Raw genomic sequence first — 17,211 nt, 5'->3', positions numbered from 1 at the left:
CATGGATGAATCTTCGCGGCGCATTCGGCGGGCGACCGCCATCGATGCGGATGTGCACGTCAGCGTGGCCATCGTCGGCGGCGGCGCGTGCGGACTCACTGCGGCGCTGATGCTGAGCGACGCCGGCGTCGACTGCGTGGTGCTTGAACGCGACGCTGCGCCAACCGGATCGACGGCCTTGTCCTCAGGCTTCATTCCCGCGCCCGCGACGCGTGTGCAGCGTGCGCATGGGGTGCCGGACGACAGCCCTGCGCGCTTTGCCGCGGACATCCAGGCCAAAGCGCATGGGCGAGCGGCGCCGGTGTTGGTCGAAGCGTACGCAAACGCCGTCGGGCCGGCCATCGACGCACTGCAGGAGCGGCACGGACTGAACTGGATCCTGCTCGATGGATTCCTGTACCCGGGCCACAGCGTGCATCGAATGCATGCGCTGCCGCAGAAGACGGGTGCCGCACTGATGGCGAGCTTGCAGGCCGCAGTGCAAGCGGCAGGCATCCCGGTCTTGACGCAGGCAGTCGTCGACACACTGGTGCTCGACAACGCCGAGCGCGTGATCGGCGTCGACTACCAGAGGCCCGATGGACATCGCGAATCGCTGGCTTGTGATGCACTGCTGCTCGCCTGCAATGGTTTTGGTGGCAATCCGGCGATGGTGCGATCGTTGCTGCCCGAGATGGCGGAGGCCAGCTTTGGCGGCCACGTCGGCAACGACGGCAGTGCGATCCAGTGGGGCGTCGGGTTGGGTGCTCGGTTGCGCGACCTTGGCGGCTATCAGGGGCACGGTTCGTGGGTGACGCCGCAGGGCGCGCTGATGTCATGGGCCGTGATGATGGAAGGCGGCGTGCAGATCAACCGCGAAGGCCGGCGCTTTCACGACGAGACGCAGGGGTATTCAGAGGCGGCCGTGCACGTGCTCGCGCAGCCGGGCGGCATTGCGTGGAACGTCTTCGATACGCCGCTGCTGGCACTTGCGCACGGCTTTCCGGATTTCTGCGAAGCGGAGGCAGCGGGAGCGCTTCGGCGTTGCGAGACGGTGGCCGATCTCGCGGCGTGCATCGGCTGCGAGGCTTCCGTAGTCGAACACACGCTGGCGACGTTGCAAGACAAGTCACCCCAGCCGGACGGGCGTGTCTTCAGCCGCCCGCTCACGGCGCCATTTTTCGCCGTCAAGGTGACGGGCGCGTTGTTCCACACCCAGGGCGGCCTGGACGTGGACGGCGATATGCGCGTGCTTCGGCAGGACGGTACTCCGTTCAGCAATCTGTTGGCGGCAGGCGGTGCCGCGGGCGGCGTCTCGGGCGACGAGGTCTGGGGCTATCTCTCCGGCAATGGGCTCCTGAGCGCCGTGGCCGGCGGGTACATCGCGGCGCATACGGCTGTTGCGCTCGTTCATTCAAGGGATTCATCCACATGACAAACAAGACATTGAGGGCACGCCTTGGCTCCAAGGACATCGTGCTGGCGCCAGGCGTCTATGACGCGCTGAGCGCGTTGATTGCCGAGCAGGCCGGGTTCGAGGCCTTGTACCTCTCCGGCGCCTCGATTGCCTACACGCGCCTGGGCCGGTCTGACATCGGGCTCACCACCTTTACCGAGGTCGCCGATACGCTGGCGCGCATCACCGAGCGCGTGAGTCTGCCCGTGATCGTCGATGCAGACACCGGCTTCGGCAATGCGCTCAATACCCAGCGGACCGTGCGCGGCTTCGAACGTGCCGGTGCGGCGATGGTGCAGATCGAGGACCAGACCTTTCCGAAGCGCTGCGGTCATCTGGACGGCAAGGCGGTCGTGCCCGAGCGCGAGATGGTCGGCAAGCTGAAGGCGGCGCTCGATGCGCGCACCTCGAGCGACACGCTCATCCTCGCGCGCACGGACGCAGTCGCGGTCGAGGGGCTGGACGCTGCGCTCGACCGGGCCGAGGCTTATCTGGCTTGCGGTGCAGACGCGCTCTTCATCGAAGCACTGCGCTCCCCCGAGCAGATGGATGCGGCCTGCGGACGCTTCGCGGAGCGGGTGCCATTGCTCGCCAACATGGTCGAAGGCGGCAAGACGCCCATTCAGGACGCGGACGCGCTGCAGGCGCACGGCTTCCGCATCGCGATCTTTCCCGGCGGGACCGCGCGGGCCGTCGCGCATACCTTGCAGGGCTACTACGCCAGCCTCCATGCGCACCGGACCACACAGCCCTGGCGCTCGCAGATGCTCGACTTCGATGCGCTGAACGAAGTCATCGGAACGCCGGAACTCATGCTGGCCGGCAAGAAGTACGAATAGCGCTCGGCGCTCGGCGCTCGGCGCTCGGCGCTCGGCGCCGGCCTCAGGCGCAGCGCTCGTACACCAGCGCGAGATAGTCCGCGTGCCTGCGCAGCGCTTCGAGCTGCTGAAGCGTGGTTCCGGTGACTCGATCGTTCGGGTCGAACTTCACGGTCCCATCCGGCAGGAGGACGAAGTGGGTCTTGCCATGGGGCGCGCCGGGGATGCTGGCGGCATTGACGTAGCCGCAACCGGCGCCTGTGGCCCGGTTGAACTTCACCCCGGAAAAGCTCGCGAAGCCGTCTGGAAGCTGCTTTCGGACGTTCGTCTCGACGTTCCAGACCGGCATGTAGAACCACCACACAGCGATCGAGCTGACGAAAAGCGCGACGCTGACCAGGATCGATACAAGGGCTCGCATGGGCAACTCTCCTTCCCACCCGGATGCAAAAGCTGTAGCGTATTAGTACTTTGGTTTCTTTTCAATACCTTTGGTCCGGTTGCTATCCGCGCGCAACCATGTAGGCGCCCAGCAGCGCAAGCCCGATGAAGAAGCAGCGCCTGAAGATCTGCATCGAAAGCCGCGAACGCACCCGTAGGCCCACCGCCATGCCGCAGAGCGCAGGCACCAGCATGGCCAGGGACGCGCCTGCAAGCGGCGCCGAATAGCCGTGCTGGCCAGCCAGGGCGACCGCAAGCGCGACGGTGGACGTCGTGAATGACAGGCCCATCGCCTGGATCAATTCATCGCGCGACAGGTCCAAGGCTTGCAGGTAGACCACCGCCGGGAGCACGAAGACGCCGGTGAGCGCTGTCACGGCACCGGTCAGCGCCCCCGTCACCGGGCCGAGCCAGCGTTGGCTTTGCTTCGACACATGGACACTGCGACCCAGCAGCCCCCATGCCGCATAGGCTGCGAGGGCCACTCCGAGCGCAATGGTTGCTCCCGCGCCCGCCGGTGCTCCGAACCACCACCCGCCTGCCAGCGTGCCAGCGACGATGCCCAGTTGCATTCCGCACAGGCGCCGCGCGACCGGCACCACGGACCGCCAGGGTCGCAGTTGCCATACGTTGGTCACCAGAGAAGGCACGATCAGCAACGCCGCGGCTTCGGCGGGCGGCATCCAGAGCGCGAGCAGCGCCATCGAGAGCGTCGGCAGCCCGAGGCCGATCACGCCCTTGACCACCCCCGCGAAGACGAAGACCGCAGCGACGAGCGCCCACACGGAAAGACTGTGAGGGGAGAACACGGACAACATGGAATGCATGGAGAGCATCGAGAACATGGTTGCGAGTCTCGCGAAAACGGCCGCTGCCGAAAATGCGGAACTCGCGGACGCATCCTCAGCCGTGGACTGAGGATGCTGTGCTAACTTGCTGCGCATGCGATTCGACCTCACCGACCTGCGGCTCTTCGTCAACATCATCGAGAGCGGCACCATCACCGGCGGCGCCGCGCAGACGCACATGACGCTGGCGTCGGCCAGCCAGCGCGTGATCGGCATGGAAGATTCGCTCGGCACGCCGTTGCTGCTCCGCGCCAAGCAAGGCGTGAAGCCGACCGAAGCCGGCCGCACGCTGGTGCACCATGCGCGGCTCGTGTTGCTGCAGACAGAGCGCTTGCGCGGCGAGCTGAGCGAATACGGCGCCGGTCTGCAAGGGCACGTGCGCTTGCTGTGCAACACCTCGGCGATCACCGAGCACCTGCCCGAGGCGCTCAGCGATTTTCTGGCGCGCAACCCTCGTGTCTCCGTCGACCTCGAAGAGCAGCCCAGCACCGACATCGTCGATGCGGTGCGAGCAGGGCTGTGCGACATCGGCATCGTCTCTGATGCCGCCGACGTCGAAGGCTTGCAGCACTTCGTATTCCGGCGCGACGACCTCGTTGTGGTGGTTCCACGCGGACACAAGCTGGCACGACGCCGCCGCGTGACCTTGGCCGAACTGGTCGACTGCGAATTCGTCGGCCTGGCGGAAGGCAGCCCGCTCGAGTCGCACATCGCGCTGCATGCCAGGCGACTCGGCAAGCGCCTTTTCTATCGCGTGCGCGTGCGCAGTTTCGAGGGAGTGTGCCGCATGGTCGAACAGGGCGTCGGCGTCGGCATCGTGCCGAAGCTTGCTGCCGAACGCTGCGCTGCGCCGACGAAGACAAGCCGAATCGCCATCACCGACGCGTGGGCGGCGCGGCATCTGCTGGCATGCGTGCGCCGTGAGGAAGAACTACCGCTGAACGCCCGAAGGATGTTGGCCCATCTGCTGGTGGATGCGCCTCAGGAAAGAAAGTGAACGTCGGCGATCCAGTTTCGCTTTCGGCGTTGGAGCCGCAACTCGACGCTCTCTCCGTCGAACGAGACAGGCGTGTGTCGAAGGAGGGACGGGGCCACGTTGTCGAACGCGTTCACGTTCACCACGGCATAAGTGTGTTCATCGATCGTGCTGGTCACCAAGGGCACGACGCCGCAGCGGGAACAGACATGGAAATCGGCCGTCCGCGTTCCGAAAGAATAGCTGGAGACCAGTGACCGATCGGCAATCGAAACCCGGAGCGCGCCGCCCGGGTTCGACGTCCAGATGCCGCCGTGCCGGACGCAGAAGGAGCAGCCGCATGCACGCGCCGGAATTTCAGCGGGGTCGGGCTGCCACGTAAGCTCGAAGGAAATGTTGCCGCAGTGGCACCCACCTTTGACGATCATCGCCTTGCCCTCCTGCCCTAGAGTGACATCGACGCGCGCTGTGCCAGTGCCGAACGCCAGCGCAGCAGGTGAGGGTGCTCTTCTCCGGGCTTGACCTTGATGACGCGCGCGAAGTCCACCGCGACCACGGCCGTGATGTCGGCGATGCTCAGCCGGTCCGTGGCGATGAATTCCCGTTGTGCCAGTCGCTCATTCAGGTTGATCAGGAACTGCTGCGCCTTGGCAAACCCACGCTGCGCCAGTTCAGGGATCTGCGGATAGTCCACCGGCCCGGGCAGCGCCCGATTGGCCATGGCGGGCGCGCTGTTGCGCAACCCCTCTGCGATCGACAGAAGCCCCTCGAATTCGACGCGCCAGTTCCAGCTTGCAATCTCGGCCTTTTCCTCGGGCGTGCGTCCCAGCAGAGGTGGTTCGGGGTAGCGAGCTTCGATGTAGGCCGTGATGGCGGCGTTGTCGGTCAGTCGCAATCCATCCTCCGTGAGCAGCACCGGCACCGTGCATTGCGGGTTGACGCGCCGGAAGGCGTCGCCGAACTGCTCGCCGCTTCTCAGGTCGACCTGGATCGTTTCGCAGGTGACGCCTTTCTCGGCCAGCAGGATCCGAGCCCTGCGCGGGCTCGGCGCAGTGGCGCAGTCGTAGAGGGTGATCATGTTTGTTTGTCCTGCGTGCGGGTGTCGAAGTCTGCGGCGTCGTGGCGCTCATGCAGTTGGCTTGTAGGTTGGCCCCAGGTGCGGTTGACCATTCGGCCTCGCTGCACGGCGGGCCGCCGGGCGATCTGGTCGGTCCAGCGCAGCACGTTCTTGTATTCGTGCACCTGAAGAAACTCGCCGGCCTCGTACAACTGGCCTTTGGCGAGCGTGCCGTACCAGGGCCAGATGGCCATGTCGGCGATCGAATAGTCGTCGCCGCCGAGGTATGCGCTCTCGGACAGCCGCCGGTCCAGCACGTCGAGCTGGCGCTTGACTTCCATGGCGTAGCGGTCGATGGCGTATTCGATCTTGGTCGGCGCGTAGGCATAGAAGTGGCCGAAGCCGCCTCCGAGAAAGGGCGCGCTTCCCATCTGCCAGAACAACCATGAAAGGCATTCGGCGCGCTTGGCTGTGTCGGTCGGGAGGAAGGCGCCGAACTTTTCGGCCAGGTGCATCAGGATGGCGCCGGATTCGAAGACGCGAACGGGCGTCGGCCCGCTGTGATCGATCAGTGCCGGAATCTTGGAATTCGGGTTGGCCGCCACGAAGCCGCTGCCGAACTGTTCGCCTTCATTGATGCGGATCAGCCAGGCGTCGTATTCGGCGCCCTTGTGGCCGAGTTCCAGCAATTCCTCCAGCATCACCGTCACCTTGACGCCGTTCGGAGTGGCGAGCGAGTAGAGCTGCAATGGATGGCGGCCGACCGGCAGATCCTTGTCATGGGTCGGGCCCGCGATCGGTCGGTTGATGTTGGCGAAGCGTCCGCCGCTTTCCTTGTTCCAGGTCCAGACGGTCGGCGGCGTGTAGGGCTTGTCGGGCGTGTTTGTTGTGTCGGGCGTATCGGTCGATTCATTCATGCGGTGATCTCCGGGAAAGCCTGAGGACTGTAGCGGCTAGTCCAAAAAAAAGCCCGCACGAGGCGGGCTTTCGGGTTGGGCCAAAGAGGCCGGTCAGATGGCAAGCATCAAGGCACGTTCGAGGTCGTGATCTGGAACGGCTTGCCGGGGACCGTCATGCCGCCGCCGTATTCCGCGGCTCCGCTGGTCGGGCATCCGCTGGGCTGCGGGCAAGCGCCGCCGTCAGAGAAGATCACCGGACCGTAGCGGTAGTTGCGAACCGCCTTGCCGCCGTAGTCGGTCACGCTCACCACGTTGTTCGCGTTGGCGAAGTTGTCGGCATCTTCCACGGCGATCAGGTCCGTCAGCTGGTTGTGCTGGATGGTCCGCACAATGCTGCCGCTGTTGCCGCCGGAGGCAAACCGTACCCAGGAGATCTTGTTGTCGCCGCGCGATCCTACGATCACCTGCTGATTCAGGAAATCTCCACCCCAGCCGCCCGGTTCACCCTTGGAGGTGGCCAGCGAGGTCGGATTCCGGCCGATGCCGCCGACCGTGCCCACTTCAGCGATCGCGCTTGCCGACCCGGTGGAAACCGAGGCGCCGGGTGCATAACCATCCAGGCTGTAGATGTGCAGCGTCCCGTCCTGCGTGGCAATCCAGGCGCGAGGCGAGCCGCCGAACAGCGTGGTCTTCACGGCCGTCGGGCGGTTGCCCAGCGACACGGTCTTAATCACGGTCGGCATCTGCGACGACACCTTGTCGAAGGTGTACGGCCACTGGTCGGCGCCTTGGCCGTAGTTGCTCGTGGCCCCCACGTTGGAGCTGAAGTACATGCTGTTGATGTAGCTGAAGAGTGGCTTCAGGTCGATGAAGGCCGCCTTCTGCTCCGACTTGGAAACCACCACCGCAACGCCGCCCTTGGCATAGCGGCCGTAATTGCCGCCGCCGCTCGCGAAGCTCTGCCAGTTGCTCGCCAGAGGCGAGTTGGGGGCGCCCATGAAGATGCCGCCGGGCAGGACGCTGCTGAACGGGTCCAGGCCGGTAGTGACCGCGATTTCGGTCGGTGCCGTCATTCCGGGAATGTCGACGTAGCCCAGCACCTTCATGAAGGCGGTGTTGCCCATGTTGGGCAGGCCCGGATAGACGCCGATCCAGTCGTTCCACCAGTTGTGCCAGGCCGAGTACGAGACGCCGTTGGACGTGTGGGCCGACGAATTCGATGCATCGCAGCCGTCGCACAATCCGGCCAGCGCCACGACGGCGACCTGGCCCTTGAGGGCGACCGTGTCCCACACCGTGACGAGTGCGAACTCGTTGCCGTTGGTCACTGCGACGCCCGTAGGCACCTTGTTGGCCGCCAGCTTGGTCGTGGCGTTGTTGCTGGCCGTGTTGCTGCCGACGGTGCCGAGCGTGCCGTTCTGGAACGCCACCACGCCTTCGGCACAGAAGCCGGCGCGACCCGAGCAGCGGCCGATGGCTACTGGATCACCAGTTGCGATGCCCGCCGCCTTGTAGTTCATGACGTTGGGCGAGTCGATGCCTTGGCCTGCCTGGTAGATCTGCCAGGGAAGCTGCGGCATCTGCGCGAACACGTTGTACATGTACCCGGAGACCTGCAGCAGGCTCACGCCGACGCGCTTGCTCGTGTCGTCGGCCGCGAACAGCATGTTGGCCTGGTTCGTGGAGAAAAGCCCCGCGTTGCCCGACACAGGTCCGCCCACCGACCAGAAGAAGGGAACGTTCTGTGCCGGAGCATTGAGCTGGGTATCCGGCCGCTTGATCAGGGAAGGACCGGAGTTGGCGGTGCCGTAGCTCGGCGCATCGGGACCGTAGCGATAGGCAATACCTGCATCCTTGCTGAGCTGGGCCGCCATCTGCACGTAGGAAGACGGATTGACCGCAAGGTTGGAATCGACGATGTCGCCGCTGGCGGCAGGAGCCGGTGCTGGGGCCGGAGCAGGCGCGGGGGCCGGAGCCGGCGCCGGTGCCGGTGCCGGTGCCGGTGCTGGAGCGGGCGCCGGGGCAGGTGCCGGTGCTGGAGCAGGCGCCGGTGCTGGTGCTGGTGCTGGTGCTGGTGCAGGCGCAGGCGCCGGAGCAGGTGCCGTCGAATTCCGGCGACGCCATTTCTCCAAATCGGTGTCTTTTGCATCCGGTGCGGTGCCATCTGCAGCGATCGTCGAACCGGCGTCTGCGACGACGGTTCCGCTTGCGTCTGTCGGCGCTGCAGCCACTGTGCCGGTGGTGCCGGTTCCGGCGAACGCGCCCATACCGCCACCACTCCCTCCACCCCCGCATCCCGCGAGTGTTCCTGCTGCAATAAGCAGCAGAAGCGAACTTTTATCTAAAGTTTTCAAGAAAAAGACCTAAAGATTGAGAAGAGCCCGGTTTGTACGTGGGACGCTTCCTACCCGGCAAGCTTTCTTGCAATTCCTTTCCTGATGTGTTTTGTGGACTGGGGAGCTTGTTACAACGGTATTGCTCAGTGACGACTTTGGTGGGAACCTCCTCATTAGATGCAGGTATTGCATGTAACAGCAGGCAAGTAGCTTCCATCATGCGAGATCGAAAATGGCAGCTTTGCGACCGCTGTTTTGCGCGCTCGGCCTACAGCGCGTTGAGGTCGCTTCGGCGCGTCGCGCGGCATGGCGGCGCCTAGATTGGGGTCGCGGGGCGCGTCCTCGTCGTGCAATCAACAGGAGTGATCCCAATGAGAAACAAGAGCTGGAGCAGGAAGCCAAGTCCGCTGGTGGCGCTGTTTGCGATTTTTTCGGCGACGTGGGTGCTGACGCTCGCCGCCTGCACCGATCGGTCGGCCAACGATCCCGCCAGCGGATCAGCCAATCAGCAACTCGATTCCGCCGTCGCCGAAACCAGGAAAGCCGCCGCCGCAGGTGCCGAAAAGGCTGCGGAGTTGGCGGACACCGCCCGCGACAAGACCAGGGCCTATTTCGAATCCCCCGAGGTGAAGCAAGATGCCAAAGCGGTGAAGAACGCGCTGGAGAACCTGGGAAGTTCCGCCGCATCGGCGACCGACGATGCGGCCATCACGACCTCGGTTTCATCGGCGCTTTCAAAGGACCCCGAACTGAACGCCGCCCGCATCGACGTGCAGACCAAAGGCGGCACGGTTCGCCTGGCTGGCGCCGCGCCCACCGCTTCCGCGAAAGCGCGCGCGGGGGAAATCGCCAAGGGTGTGAAGGGCGTCGGAACCGTCGACAACGAAATTGAAGTCAAGTCGATGTAATCGCCAGCACGGGCGCTGCCTCCTTGAGCTGCAGCCACTGCCGCGCCTGTTCGCGCAAAGCTTCAATCTGCAGTGCGACGAGCCCGAGTTCGGTTCGCACCAGATGCACGGTCGCTTCCGCCGCTTCGCCCGGTTCGCCCGGTTCAGCGGCTTCGGCAGCCGGGAGCGGCGCCAGCGTCGTGTGCGCGGAGAGCTTGGCCGCCGCTTCATCGGGATCGGACGCTGCGCGTTCCACCCCGGCGGCCAGCATCTCGAGCACGCTTGCCGTTTCGTCGGCGGCGACCTTCATGGCGGCGGCCTGCGCCGGGTCCTTCAGCGCCACGCGATGCGCTCCAAGGGCCGACAAATAGCTCAGAAGGGTGTGCGAGTGGATCAGGAACCGCAGCGCAAGCCCCGCTCGCGGCCGCACGAAGCCCGGTTCCCTAAACATCTCCGACACCGCAATCGCCAGCGTGGCGTCGGCGTTATGGGCATTCCGCCTCGCCAGCCGGTAAGGCAGGTCGTCGTGCGGACCTGCACGGTATTGGGAGGCGATCTCGCGCAGGTAACCCGCATGGTTGCGCAGGGCCGTGGCGGCGAGTTCGTTGAAGCGCCGCGCCTGCCAGTGCGGCAAGACCAGCAGCATCGCCAGGCCCGCAATCAGGCTGCCGATCGCGGTATCGATCAGCCTCGGAACGATCAGCATCCCGCCGTCGCCCACCTGGTTGAAGCACATCAGGACCAGCACCGTCATGCATGCGGTCGCGATGAGATAGCGCGTTCCGCGCGTGGCAAAGAAGAGCACGCCCGTCGCAACGGCAAGCAACGACTGAAGCCAATGCTGCGGAAACAGCCCCAACAGCGCCCATCCGGCGACCACGCCGACGGCAGTGCCTGCCATCCGCTGGCCCATCCGCGAAACGGTGTCGCCCCAGGTCTGCTGGCACACGAAGAGGGTGGTCAGCAAGATCCAATACCCGTGCATCGGGTGAATCAGGCGCATGACGCACCAACCAGCGAAAAGCGCAATGGCGAGCCGCGTCGCATGGCGGAACAGCGGCGACTGCGGCGTGAGTTGCCTCCGCACCCGCTCCACGACGTCGTGGGTGGAGCGCGGCGTTCGGTCGAGCAGGCCCATGTCGTTTCGTCCGGCGCTTGCCGACGGCTGCGTCGCGCCTGCGAGCTGCCCATCGAGTCGAGCAAGATTGCGCGCCAGCGCTTCGACCGACGCCAGCAGTGAAGTGCGACCCGGTTCCTGTGCGTGAATGCGCTCATGCTCGATGGCCCCGCGCAGTTCGGCCAGTGCCTGAACGGTCGCGGCGTCAGTGGTGAAGGGCTCGCGCCGCGCGATCGACTGCGCGAGCCGCAAGCACGACTGGCCCTGCAAATCGAGCACGCGCTGGCAGCGGTAGAGCAGGTCGCTGTGGAAGAAGGCGTCCGCCAGAGCGTTGTGGTCGCCGTGCGACGAACTCGCACGTTCGTGGATGTCCTGCGCGATCAGATAGAGGCCGCGATAGCGCGCGATGCGGCCGGTCGGCGCACGCTTGCCGAGGCGGCGAAAGATGGCTTCCTTCGCAGCGTTGAGTTCGCTCACGACTTCGGCATTGAGCTGCGACAGCGAAAGCCGCTTGCGCTCGAAGTCGATGCCCCGCAGCGGCTCGAACAGCGAAGCCTTGAAGCGCACGTAGTTTCCGAGCACCGAGAACAGCCGCACCAGGCGAGCCTGGACCGGTTGCGCCGGGAAAGCAGCACTCCACGCGACGGAGAAAACGCCATACCAGGCGGCGCCGGCCAGCAGCAGAACGATCTCCTGCTGCCTCCGGGTGGCGCCGGCGCCTTGATTTTCGATCCCCAGCGTGGTGTACATCGCGAGGATGAGCGTGGCGTAGCCGACGGCCTTGTAGCGCGCATCGACAGCGCCCAGCATCGTCAGCACGAACGCCGCGACGGCGAGGCCGATGATGAACAGGAGGGGTGTTCGGATCGATGCCTCCACCGCCGCCGCGGCGGCGGCGAAGCAGGCGAGCGTCACGATCTGCGCGCGAAGGCGCCCGCGCCCGCTGTCGTCAGTTTCAGCCAGCGCGCTGGCGATAGCGCCCAGGAAAAGCGGCGTGACCGCGTCCGGATGCCCGAGCAGCGCACAAGTCGCCATCAGGCTTCCAAGGGTGAGAAATACGCGCAAGGCTTGTGCGCGGCTGAGAACCTGGCGCAGCGCTTGGCGCAGTTTTTCGACGGTGGAGGAGACCATCGACAGGGTTGTGCACGATGCGTGCCACGGCAGTGTCAGGAAAAGTAGGCAACGCGCCTGGGCCGGTTCCCACGCCCGCCACCCGATCCTGGGTTCAGCGACCCTGGTTCAGGCGCTGGAGACCCTGTTCGGTCACGAATTTGCAGCCTTGCGGGTCCGACGACACGAGCCCGTTGGACCGCAGTCGCTCGGAAACCTTGATGGTGTGGGTCGGCTGCCGCTGCGTGTTCGCCTCCAGCAGCGTTTGCAGGGTCTTCCACTGTTCGTCATTGAGCTGGATCTTCTTGACCACCGGGGTCTCCGCCTTGTCATCAAGGGCGAAGTTTGAAACAAGCTTCTTGCGGGCGCCTCATCAAAACGATTCTTGCCTTTCGGTCGATTTCGGGTTATCAAAGCAGGTTTTGCCCTGGTCCATGACGACTTCCACGAATCTTTCAACCACCGCGCCTTCAGCGATGGCCACGGCATCAGCGGCCGTGCGCCCTGTGCGTTTCGCCGCCACGCTGATCGTGCTGCGTGACGGCCCCTCGGGGATGGAGGTGCTGATGCTGCGCCGCGCCGAAAAAGAAGCGGATCAGAACAGCGGCGCGGCAGTCTTTCCCGGCGGAACGCTCGATGTGGGCGACCGTGCACTGCGGACGCTGTGCGCTGGCGTCGACGACTTTGCCGCCAGCCAGTGTCTCTCCGTGTCGGCGAACGGGCTCGACTACTACGCCGCCGCCATTCGCGAGTGCTTCGAAGAAGCTGGATTGCTGTTCGCGAACGACGCGCACGATTCGGACGACCGGCTCGTGCCGCTGGTCGACATGCCGGCGCAGGAAGTTGCAGCAATGCGGCTCGCGGTGGAAGAGGGCGGCGACGCATTCCTGCGCCTCTGCGAGAGCCGGGGATGGCGGCTTGCTGTCGATCGCCTCGCCTATTTCAGCCACTGGCTCACGCCGCCGGGCATGCCGCGCCGCTTCGATACGCGTTTTTTCGTGGCCTTGGCGCCACCCGCGCAAAGTGCGCGACCCGATGGGCGCGAAACCGTCGAGCATCTGTGGCTTCGCCCGGCCGAGGCGCTGGAAGCCGCCCGGGGACTGCGTCTGATGAACGTGCAGCGGCGCATCCTGGAGCAGCTCGCGGCCTTCGGCAGCGCCGCCGAGTGCGTCGACCACGCGCGCGGGTTGCGCAAAGTCCCCATGGTCATGCCGCGCCTCGCGGACGGCCCGGCCGGTCGCAAGCCCGTGAATCCGGGCGAGGCGGCCTACGATGAGCTCTCGCGCATCGACCCGGACGGACAGGGCCACGGCCGCTATCAACTCACGCACGGCGTTGCCATGCGGCTTTCGCCCCGCGTGCTGCGGGTGACCGGGCACAGCGGCGGCGTGCTGGTCAACAGCTATTTCATTGGGGGCGAGCGGGACGAATGGGCGCTGATCGATGCGTCTCCCGACGACGAGGCTCATGCGGCAATGCTGCTCGCGTCGGCGCCGGGTCCGATCCGCCGGACGCTCGCATTGCATTCGCCCGATTCGGCACACGGCGAGCAAGTCGAAATCGGCGGGTGCGTCCTCCGCATGGTGCGCACGTCGCAGGCGCCCGATGCGTACCCGTGCTGGCTGCTGGAGGAGGAGAAGCTGCTCTTCGTCCGCGATGCGGATCAGCTTTCGGGATTGGCCGTGGATGACGTCGAATGGCTGGCGCCGGGCAGCGGCTTTCTCAGGCGCGTCTGAGCCGCGGCTTCATCTTGGGCGAGTTCGACGCGTTCTTCCAGATCGCGCGCCAGCACGCGGCAATCCAGCGAAGAGGCGTCATGGTCGCCTTGCCGGATTCGGACGTCCAGCAGGCATCGGCGAAGCAGGGCCATCGGTAGTGAGTCGGAACGAGCCGTCAGACAAAGCGGGCGATTTTCGGGCGCAGGGCGGGGCGAAACCTCCGCGCTGCACGGAAGGGCTGTTCACGCCGCTGAAACAATGAACTGCTAGGCATCCGGTGCGGCGATTATGGTCGAGCGTGGCTAACATGACGCCCATCGACTTGACGGAGACCCGGCATGGACTCATTGGCAAGGCAGGCAGCAGCGACGCAGGCGTGGCCCGCGCTGCCGCTCGAAGGGTGGCGCGACACTTATGCCACCCTGCACATGTGGACGCAGATCGTCGGCAAGACGCGTCTGGCGCTGTCGCCGGTGGAGAACCATTGGTGGCAGGTCGCTTTCTACGTCACTGCGCGCGGACTGACGACATCGGCCATGCCTTATGGTGAGCGGACCATCGAGGTCGAATTCGATTTCATCTCGCATGCGATCGCCATGCGCAACAGCGATGGTGCGACGCACGGATTTGCACTCGCGCCCTGCTGCGTTGCCGACTGGTTCGCGCAGTATCAGTCCGGGTTGCGGGCGCTTGGGGTCGAGCACGAGATCTGGGCTGCGCCGGTGGAAGTCGACCCGGCCGTTCCGTTTGCGCAAGATCGCGAACACGCGGCCTACGATGCTGATGCCGTGAACCGCTGGTGGCGCATTCTTGCAAGCACCGATCGGGTGCTGAAGCGCTTTCGGGGTGGTTTCAACGGCAAACAGAGCCCGGTGCATTTCTTCTGGGGCGCTTTCGACTTGGCGGCGACGCGGTTTTCCGGACGCACGGCGCCGGTACATCCGGGCGGTGTGCCCAATTGCCCGGACCGCGTGATGGTGGAGGCGTATTCGCATGAATGCGCCAGTTGCGGGTTCTGGCCTGGCGGCGGTGTAGTCGCGGAGCCTTCGTTCTATGCCTATTCATATCCGGAACCACCCGGCTATGCCGCACATGCAGTGTTGCCCGCAGCGGCGCGTTACGACCCGCAGTTGCGGGAGTTCGTGCTGCCGTATGAGGCTGTGCGCAACGATCCCGATCCGGAGGGGGTCTTGCTGGCGTTCTTTCAATCCGCTTTCGAGGCTGCCTCGGAGAACGGGCAGTGGAGCAAGGCCCCGCTCGAACGCAGCGCTCGCGATCTCAATTGACGATCTCGGCGATCAGCGGCACGTCGGCAATGCCCGTCGCCGGCAACGCGTGCGCGGCCTGGTATTGCCTGACGCACTTGAATGAGGCTTGCCCGAAGACGCCATCGGCCTTGATGTCTGCTCCAAGGTCCGACAAACCAAGCTGCAGCAGGCGCACGTCGAGCCCGCGGGCGAGCGGCGACTGAACTGCGAGGACGCGAGAACCGGGGAGGGGGCCGTCGTAGCAGCCCGGCGGCGTCGCCGAGAGCGTCGCCATCGAGATCTCCTGGCCGCGCACGACGAGCGGCAACGCCAGACCCCAGAAGCCCTGGTCGATCAAGCGCTGGAATGCGTCCATGCGGTAGACGGTCGCGCGGAGGTCGGGGCGTTTGTTGGTCGCCATCCAGTTGCGGCGTGCCGAAACATAGGCCTGGATCCACGCCTTCTCGCCTGCCGATTGAACGGTGCCCACCGCGGCGACGGCCTTGTCGCGAATGGGTGCCCATGAGCCATGCACGCTGCTGTCGTACACCACCGCCACACCGAGCGGCGAGACGATGCCGAGCTTGCCGGCCGTGGCGTAGGCAGGTCGCCAGTACGCATCTTCGAAGAAGGCGTCCTGGGTATCGCGCATCACGGGATCGTCGGCACATGCGCGCAGCACGTTCTGCAGCCTGGCATCCGCATCGAGCGTGAGGTCGCGCTTCGCAAATCGGGGCAGCGATTCGACCAGCCGCGGGCCGAACCGCGCGCCGTGGTTGGCGCAGTAACGCTGCAGCAGCGTCGCCAGGTTGCCGGAGCCGAGCGTCGTCTGAGACCGGCCATAAGTGAGGTGCCCGGTATCGCCTTCGATCAAGGTCACCTGGCCGTAGTCGCCCCGCACCGTGCCCGTCTCGAATAGGTTGACGATCGCCCGTGCGCTCTTGATCTGGGTCGAGGTGAGCAGTGGGCCCACCGCCTGGACATCGGTCATGGCGATCCCTCCTCTGGCGAGTTCTTGTCGCTGGCGATTGCAGCAGAAAGCATGCGGGCGGGCTATCTCTCTTTCAGTGGATGGCGTTCGACGGAGGGGGCGCGCAACATCGGCCTCCAGCCGACGCTTCCGGAGGGAGGACATCATGCTCGGGTCCGCGACGCTCGATCTCGCAGTAGGAATGGTCTTTATCTTCCTCATGCTGAGCCTGGTGGTGTCCGCGGTGCGCGAGGCAATTGAAGCTCGCCTGAAGGCGCGCGCCAAACACCTCGCGCACGGACTGCTGGAGCTGCTCGGAGATGCGCGACTGGTCGAGGCGGTGTATCGGCATCCGCTTGTGTCGGCGCTCTATAACGGCGAGTACGACCCGAAGACGGTGCACTACCGCGGGCTCAAGTTCTTCAGCTGGATCCCGGCCATCGTGGGCAGCTACTTTCGCGCGCCGACCAACATGCCTTCGTACATCCCTTCGCGCACCTTCGCGCTGGCACTGGTCGATCTGGCGCGCACCGGCAAGCTCGATGTTGCGCCGCCCGACGCGGCGCCAGGTGCCACCGCCGTACCGGCTCCGGTGCTTGGCGCTGGCAATCCGAATGCAGACGCGCACGCGAATGCGATGTCGATCCATGAACTTCGCGCAGCGCTGGCAAGGTCGAGGGGCACGCTGCCGGCGGGTGTCCTCGCCGCGCTTGCGCCTGTGGGCGACGACGTCGAGCAAGGGTTGGACGCAGTCCAGAAGTGGTACGACGCCGCGATGGATCGCGTCTCCGGCTGGTTCAAGCGCGACACGCAGCACATCCTGTTCTGGCTCGGCGTCATCATTGCGATGGCCCTGCACGTCGACACCATCTACCTCGCAAAATTCTTGGCGGCGAATCCAAATGCGAGGCAACAGCTCGCGGACAGTGCGGCGAAGGCATCTGCGGACAGTGGCATGACGCGTGCGGTGGATGCATTGCGCGCTCCACACAAGGCGCCCCAGGCCGCTCCGGCAGGCGCGTTGGAGCCGACCCCCGCCGAAATCGAAGCTGCGTTGCGCGAGGCGGACGTGAAAGTCGCCGATGCAATCCACGCCGTGACCGATCTCAATCTGCCGATCGGCTGGACCCACATGCGCTGGAACGATTTCCGCGTTTTCGACATGCGCAGCGTGCTGACGGTGTTCGGTTGGCTGATCACCGCTTTCGGCGTTTCGTTCGGCGCGCCGTTCTGGTTCGATCTGCTGAACAAGATGATGGTCATCCGCTCGACCGTGAAGCCGCACGAGAAGAGCCCGGAGGAAGGCTCCGAGGATCGCGGCAAGCTTTCGAAATGAGAGTGGCCGCGCCTGC

At 65.3% G+C, this 17,211-nt stretch carries 17 protein-coding genes; 8 read left to right on the top strand and 9 right to left on the bottom strand.

What is annotated here, in order from left to right:
• Nucleotide 1 precedes the first annotated feature (1 nt).
• Together AC1DEK_RS02910 and AC1DEK_RS02905 are read left to right on the top strand one after the other, a co-directional pair.
• Entirely contained in the window at nt 2-1,414 is a 1,413-nt protein-coding gene (locus AC1DEK_RS02910) for an FAD-dependent oxidoreductase (protein WP_478123683.1), read from the top strand.
• Nucleotides 1,411-2,274, top strand: a complete 864-nt coding sequence (locus AC1DEK_RS02905) for an isocitrate lyase/PEP mutase family protein (protein WP_478123682.1) — start codon at nt 1,411-1,413, stop codon at nt 2,272-2,274. Before AC1DEK_RS02910 ends, AC1DEK_RS02905 begins: the two co-directional genes overlap by 4 nt.
• Nucleotides 2,275-2,317: 43 nt before the next feature.
• On the opposite strand, the gene AC1DEK_RS02900 is transcribed toward AC1DEK_RS02905, so the two are convergent.
• Together AC1DEK_RS02900 and AC1DEK_RS02895 are read right to left on the bottom strand one after the other, a co-directional pair.
• A complete protein-coding gene (locus tag AC1DEK_RS02900) occupies nt 2,318-2,674 on the bottom strand; it encodes a hypothetical protein (protein WP_478123681.1) in 357 nt (118 codons plus the stop codon).
• An 82-nt stretch (nt 2,675-2,756) separates the two neighbouring features.
• A complete protein-coding gene (locus tag AC1DEK_RS02895; protein ID WP_478123984.1) occupies nt 2,757-3,512 on the bottom strand; it encodes a sulfite exporter TauE/SafE family protein in 756 nt (251 codons plus the stop codon).
• A gap of 124 nt (nt 3,513-3,636) precedes the next feature.
• On the opposite strand from AC1DEK_RS02895, the gene AC1DEK_RS02890 reads away from it, so the two are divergent.
• Nucleotides 3,637-4,539: a LysR substrate-binding domain-containing protein gene (locus AC1DEK_RS02890; RefSeq protein ID WP_478123983.1), complete on the top strand. Its 903-nt coding sequence runs from the start codon at nt 3,637-3,639 to the stop codon at nt 4,537-4,539.
• Here AC1DEK_RS02890 and AC1DEK_RS02885 read toward each other — a convergent pair.
• The 4 genes from AC1DEK_RS02885 to AC1DEK_RS02870 all read right to left on the bottom strand — a co-directional run bounded on the left by AC1DEK_RS02885 (nt 4,524) and on the right by AC1DEK_RS02870 (nt 8,348).
• A complete protein-coding gene (locus tag AC1DEK_RS02885; protein ID WP_478123680.1) occupies nt 4,524-4,946 on the bottom strand; it encodes a GFA family protein in 423 nt (140 codons plus the stop codon). The genes AC1DEK_RS02890 and AC1DEK_RS02885 overlap by 16 nt on opposite strands.
• Before the next feature lie 17 nt (nt 4,947-4,963).
• On the bottom strand, nt 4,964-5,596 hold the full coding sequence (locus AC1DEK_RS02880; protein ID WP_478123679.1) for a glutathione S-transferase family protein: 633 nt from the start codon (nt 5,594-5,596) through the stop codon (nt 4,964-4,966).
• The gene (gene yghU / locus AC1DEK_RS02875) at nt 5,593-6,492 is read right to left on the bottom strand and encodes a glutathione-dependent disulfide-bond oxidoreductase (RefSeq protein WP_478123678.1); all 900 of its coding nucleotides are present in this window, start codon (nt 6,490-6,492) and stop codon (nt 5,593-5,595) included. Before yghU ends, AC1DEK_RS02880 begins: the two co-directional genes overlap by 4 nt.
• Before the next feature lie 107 nt (nt 6,493-6,599).
• On the bottom strand, nt 6,600-8,348 hold the full coding sequence (locus AC1DEK_RS02870; RefSeq protein ID WP_478123677.1) for a hypothetical protein: 1,749 nt from the start codon (nt 8,346-8,348) through the stop codon (nt 6,600-6,602).
• A gap of 110 nt (nt 8,349-8,458) precedes the next feature.
• Between AC1DEK_RS02870 and AC1DEK_RS02865 the strand changes: the two genes are divergently transcribed.
• Entirely contained in the window at nt 8,459-8,794 is a 336-nt protein-coding gene (locus AC1DEK_RS02865; RefSeq protein WP_478123676.1) for a hypothetical protein, read from the top strand.
• 387 nt (nt 8,795-9,181) lie between these two features.
• Complete coding sequence (locus AC1DEK_RS02860; RefSeq protein ID WP_478123675.1) at nt 9,182-9,718, top strand: BON domain-containing protein; 537 nt, start codon at nt 9,182-9,184, stop codon at nt 9,716-9,718.
• Here the strand turns inward: AC1DEK_RS02860 and yccS are convergent.
• The gene (yccS, locus tag AC1DEK_RS02855; protein WP_478123674.1) at nt 9,705-11,945 is read right to left on the bottom strand and encodes a YccS family putative transporter; all 2,241 of its coding nucleotides are present in this window, start codon (nt 11,943-11,945) and stop codon (nt 9,705-9,707) included. The genes AC1DEK_RS02860 and yccS overlap by 14 nt on opposite strands.
• A 94-nt stretch (nt 11,946-12,039) precedes the next feature.
• Entirely contained in the window at nt 12,040-12,237 is a 198-nt protein-coding gene (locus AC1DEK_RS02850; protein ID WP_478123673.1) for a hypothetical protein, read from the bottom strand.
• Between the two features lie 121 nt (nt 12,238-12,358).
• Here AC1DEK_RS02850 and AC1DEK_RS02845 point away from each other — a divergent pair, with 121 nt between their 5' ends.
• Both AC1DEK_RS02845 and AC1DEK_RS02840 read left to right on the top strand, forming a co-directional pair.
• A complete protein-coding gene (locus AC1DEK_RS02845; RefSeq protein WP_478123672.1) occupies nt 12,359-13,660 on the top strand; it encodes an NUDIX hydrolase in 1,302 nt (433 codons plus the stop codon).
• 320 nt (nt 13,661-13,980) lie between these two features.
• Nucleotides 13,981-14,928 (top strand): DUF5996 family protein, encoded by a 948-nt coding sequence (locus AC1DEK_RS02840; protein ID WP_478123671.1) that lies wholly within the window; start codon nt 13,981-13,983, stop codon nt 14,926-14,928.
• On the opposite strand, the gene AC1DEK_RS02835 is transcribed toward AC1DEK_RS02840, so the two are convergent.
• The gene (locus AC1DEK_RS02835) at nt 14,921-15,880 is read right to left on the bottom strand and encodes a chitosanase (RefSeq protein ID WP_478123670.1); all 960 of its coding nucleotides are present in this window, start codon (nt 15,878-15,880) and stop codon (nt 14,921-14,923) included. The genes AC1DEK_RS02840 and AC1DEK_RS02835 overlap by 8 nt on opposite strands.
• A 145-nt stretch (nt 15,881-16,025) precedes the next feature.
• Between AC1DEK_RS02835 and AC1DEK_RS02830 the strand changes: the two genes are divergently transcribed.
• The gene (locus tag AC1DEK_RS02830) at nt 16,026-17,195 is read left to right on the top strand and encodes a hypothetical protein (RefSeq protein ID WP_478123669.1); all 1,170 of its coding nucleotides are present in this window, start codon (nt 16,026-16,028) and stop codon (nt 17,193-17,195) included.
• Nucleotides 17,196-17,211 lie beyond the last annotated feature (16 nt).

The organism is Variovorax sp. 10N420 (genome assembly GCF_056394705.1).
The sequence above is the reverse complement of the archived record's forward strand: the minus strand, read 5'-3'. Positions and strand labels throughout refer to the sequence as shown.

Coding starts and splice junctions, on each gene's coding strand:
- AC1DEK_RS02880 (WP_478123679.1), bottom strand. CDS start 5,596: ATGATCACCCTCTACGACTGCGCCACTGCGCCGAGCCCGCGCAGGGCT.
- yghU (WP_478123678.1), bottom strand. CDS start 6,492: ATGAATGAATCGACCGATACGCCCGACACAACAAACACGCCCGACAAG.
- AC1DEK_RS02890 (WP_478123983.1), top strand. CDS start 3,637: ATGCGATTCGACCTCACCGACCTGCGGCTCTTCGTCAACATCATCGAG.
- AC1DEK_RS02835 (WP_478123670.1), bottom strand. CDS start 15,880: ATGACCGATGTCCAGGCGGTGGGCCCACTGCTCACCTCGACCCAGATC.
- yccS (WP_478123674.1), bottom strand. CDS start 11,945: ATGGTCTCCTCCACCGTCGAAAAACTGCGCCAAGCGCTGCGCCAGGTT.
- AC1DEK_RS02870 (WP_478123677.1), bottom strand. CDS start 8,348: ATGGCGGCCCAGCTCAGCAAGGATGCAGGTATTGCCTATCGCTACGGT.
- AC1DEK_RS02885 (WP_478123680.1), bottom strand. CDS start 4,946: ATGATCGTCAAAGGTGGGTGCCACTGCGGCAACATTTCCTTCGAGCTT.
- AC1DEK_RS02895 (WP_478123984.1), bottom strand. CDS start 3,512: ATGTTGTCCGTGTTCTCCCCTCACAGTCTTTCCGTGTGGGCGCTCGTC.
- AC1DEK_RS02840 (WP_478123671.1), top strand. CDS start 13,981: ATGGACTCATTGGCAAGGCAGGCAGCAGCGACGCAGGCGTGGCCCGCG.
- AC1DEK_RS02860 (WP_478123675.1), top strand. CDS start 9,182: ATGAGAAACAAGAGCTGGAGCAGGAAGCCAAGTCCGCTGGTGGCGCTG.
- AC1DEK_RS02905 (WP_478123682.1), top strand. CDS start 1,411: ATGACAAACAAGACATTGAGGGCACGCCTTGGCTCCAAGGACATCGTG.
- AC1DEK_RS02910 (WP_478123683.1), top strand. CDS start 2: ATGGATGAATCTTCGCGGCGCATTCGGCGGGCGACCGCCATCGATGCG.
- AC1DEK_RS02900 (WP_478123681.1), bottom strand. CDS start 2,674: ATGCGAGCCCTTGTATCGATCCTGGTCAGCGTCGCGCTTTTCGTCAGC.
- AC1DEK_RS02845 (WP_478123672.1), top strand. CDS start 12,359: ATGACGACTTCCACGAATCTTTCAACCACCGCGCCTTCAGCGATGGCC.
- AC1DEK_RS02830 (WP_478123669.1), top strand. CDS start 16,026: ATGCTCGGGTCCGCGACGCTCGATCTCGCAGTAGGAATGGTCTTTATC.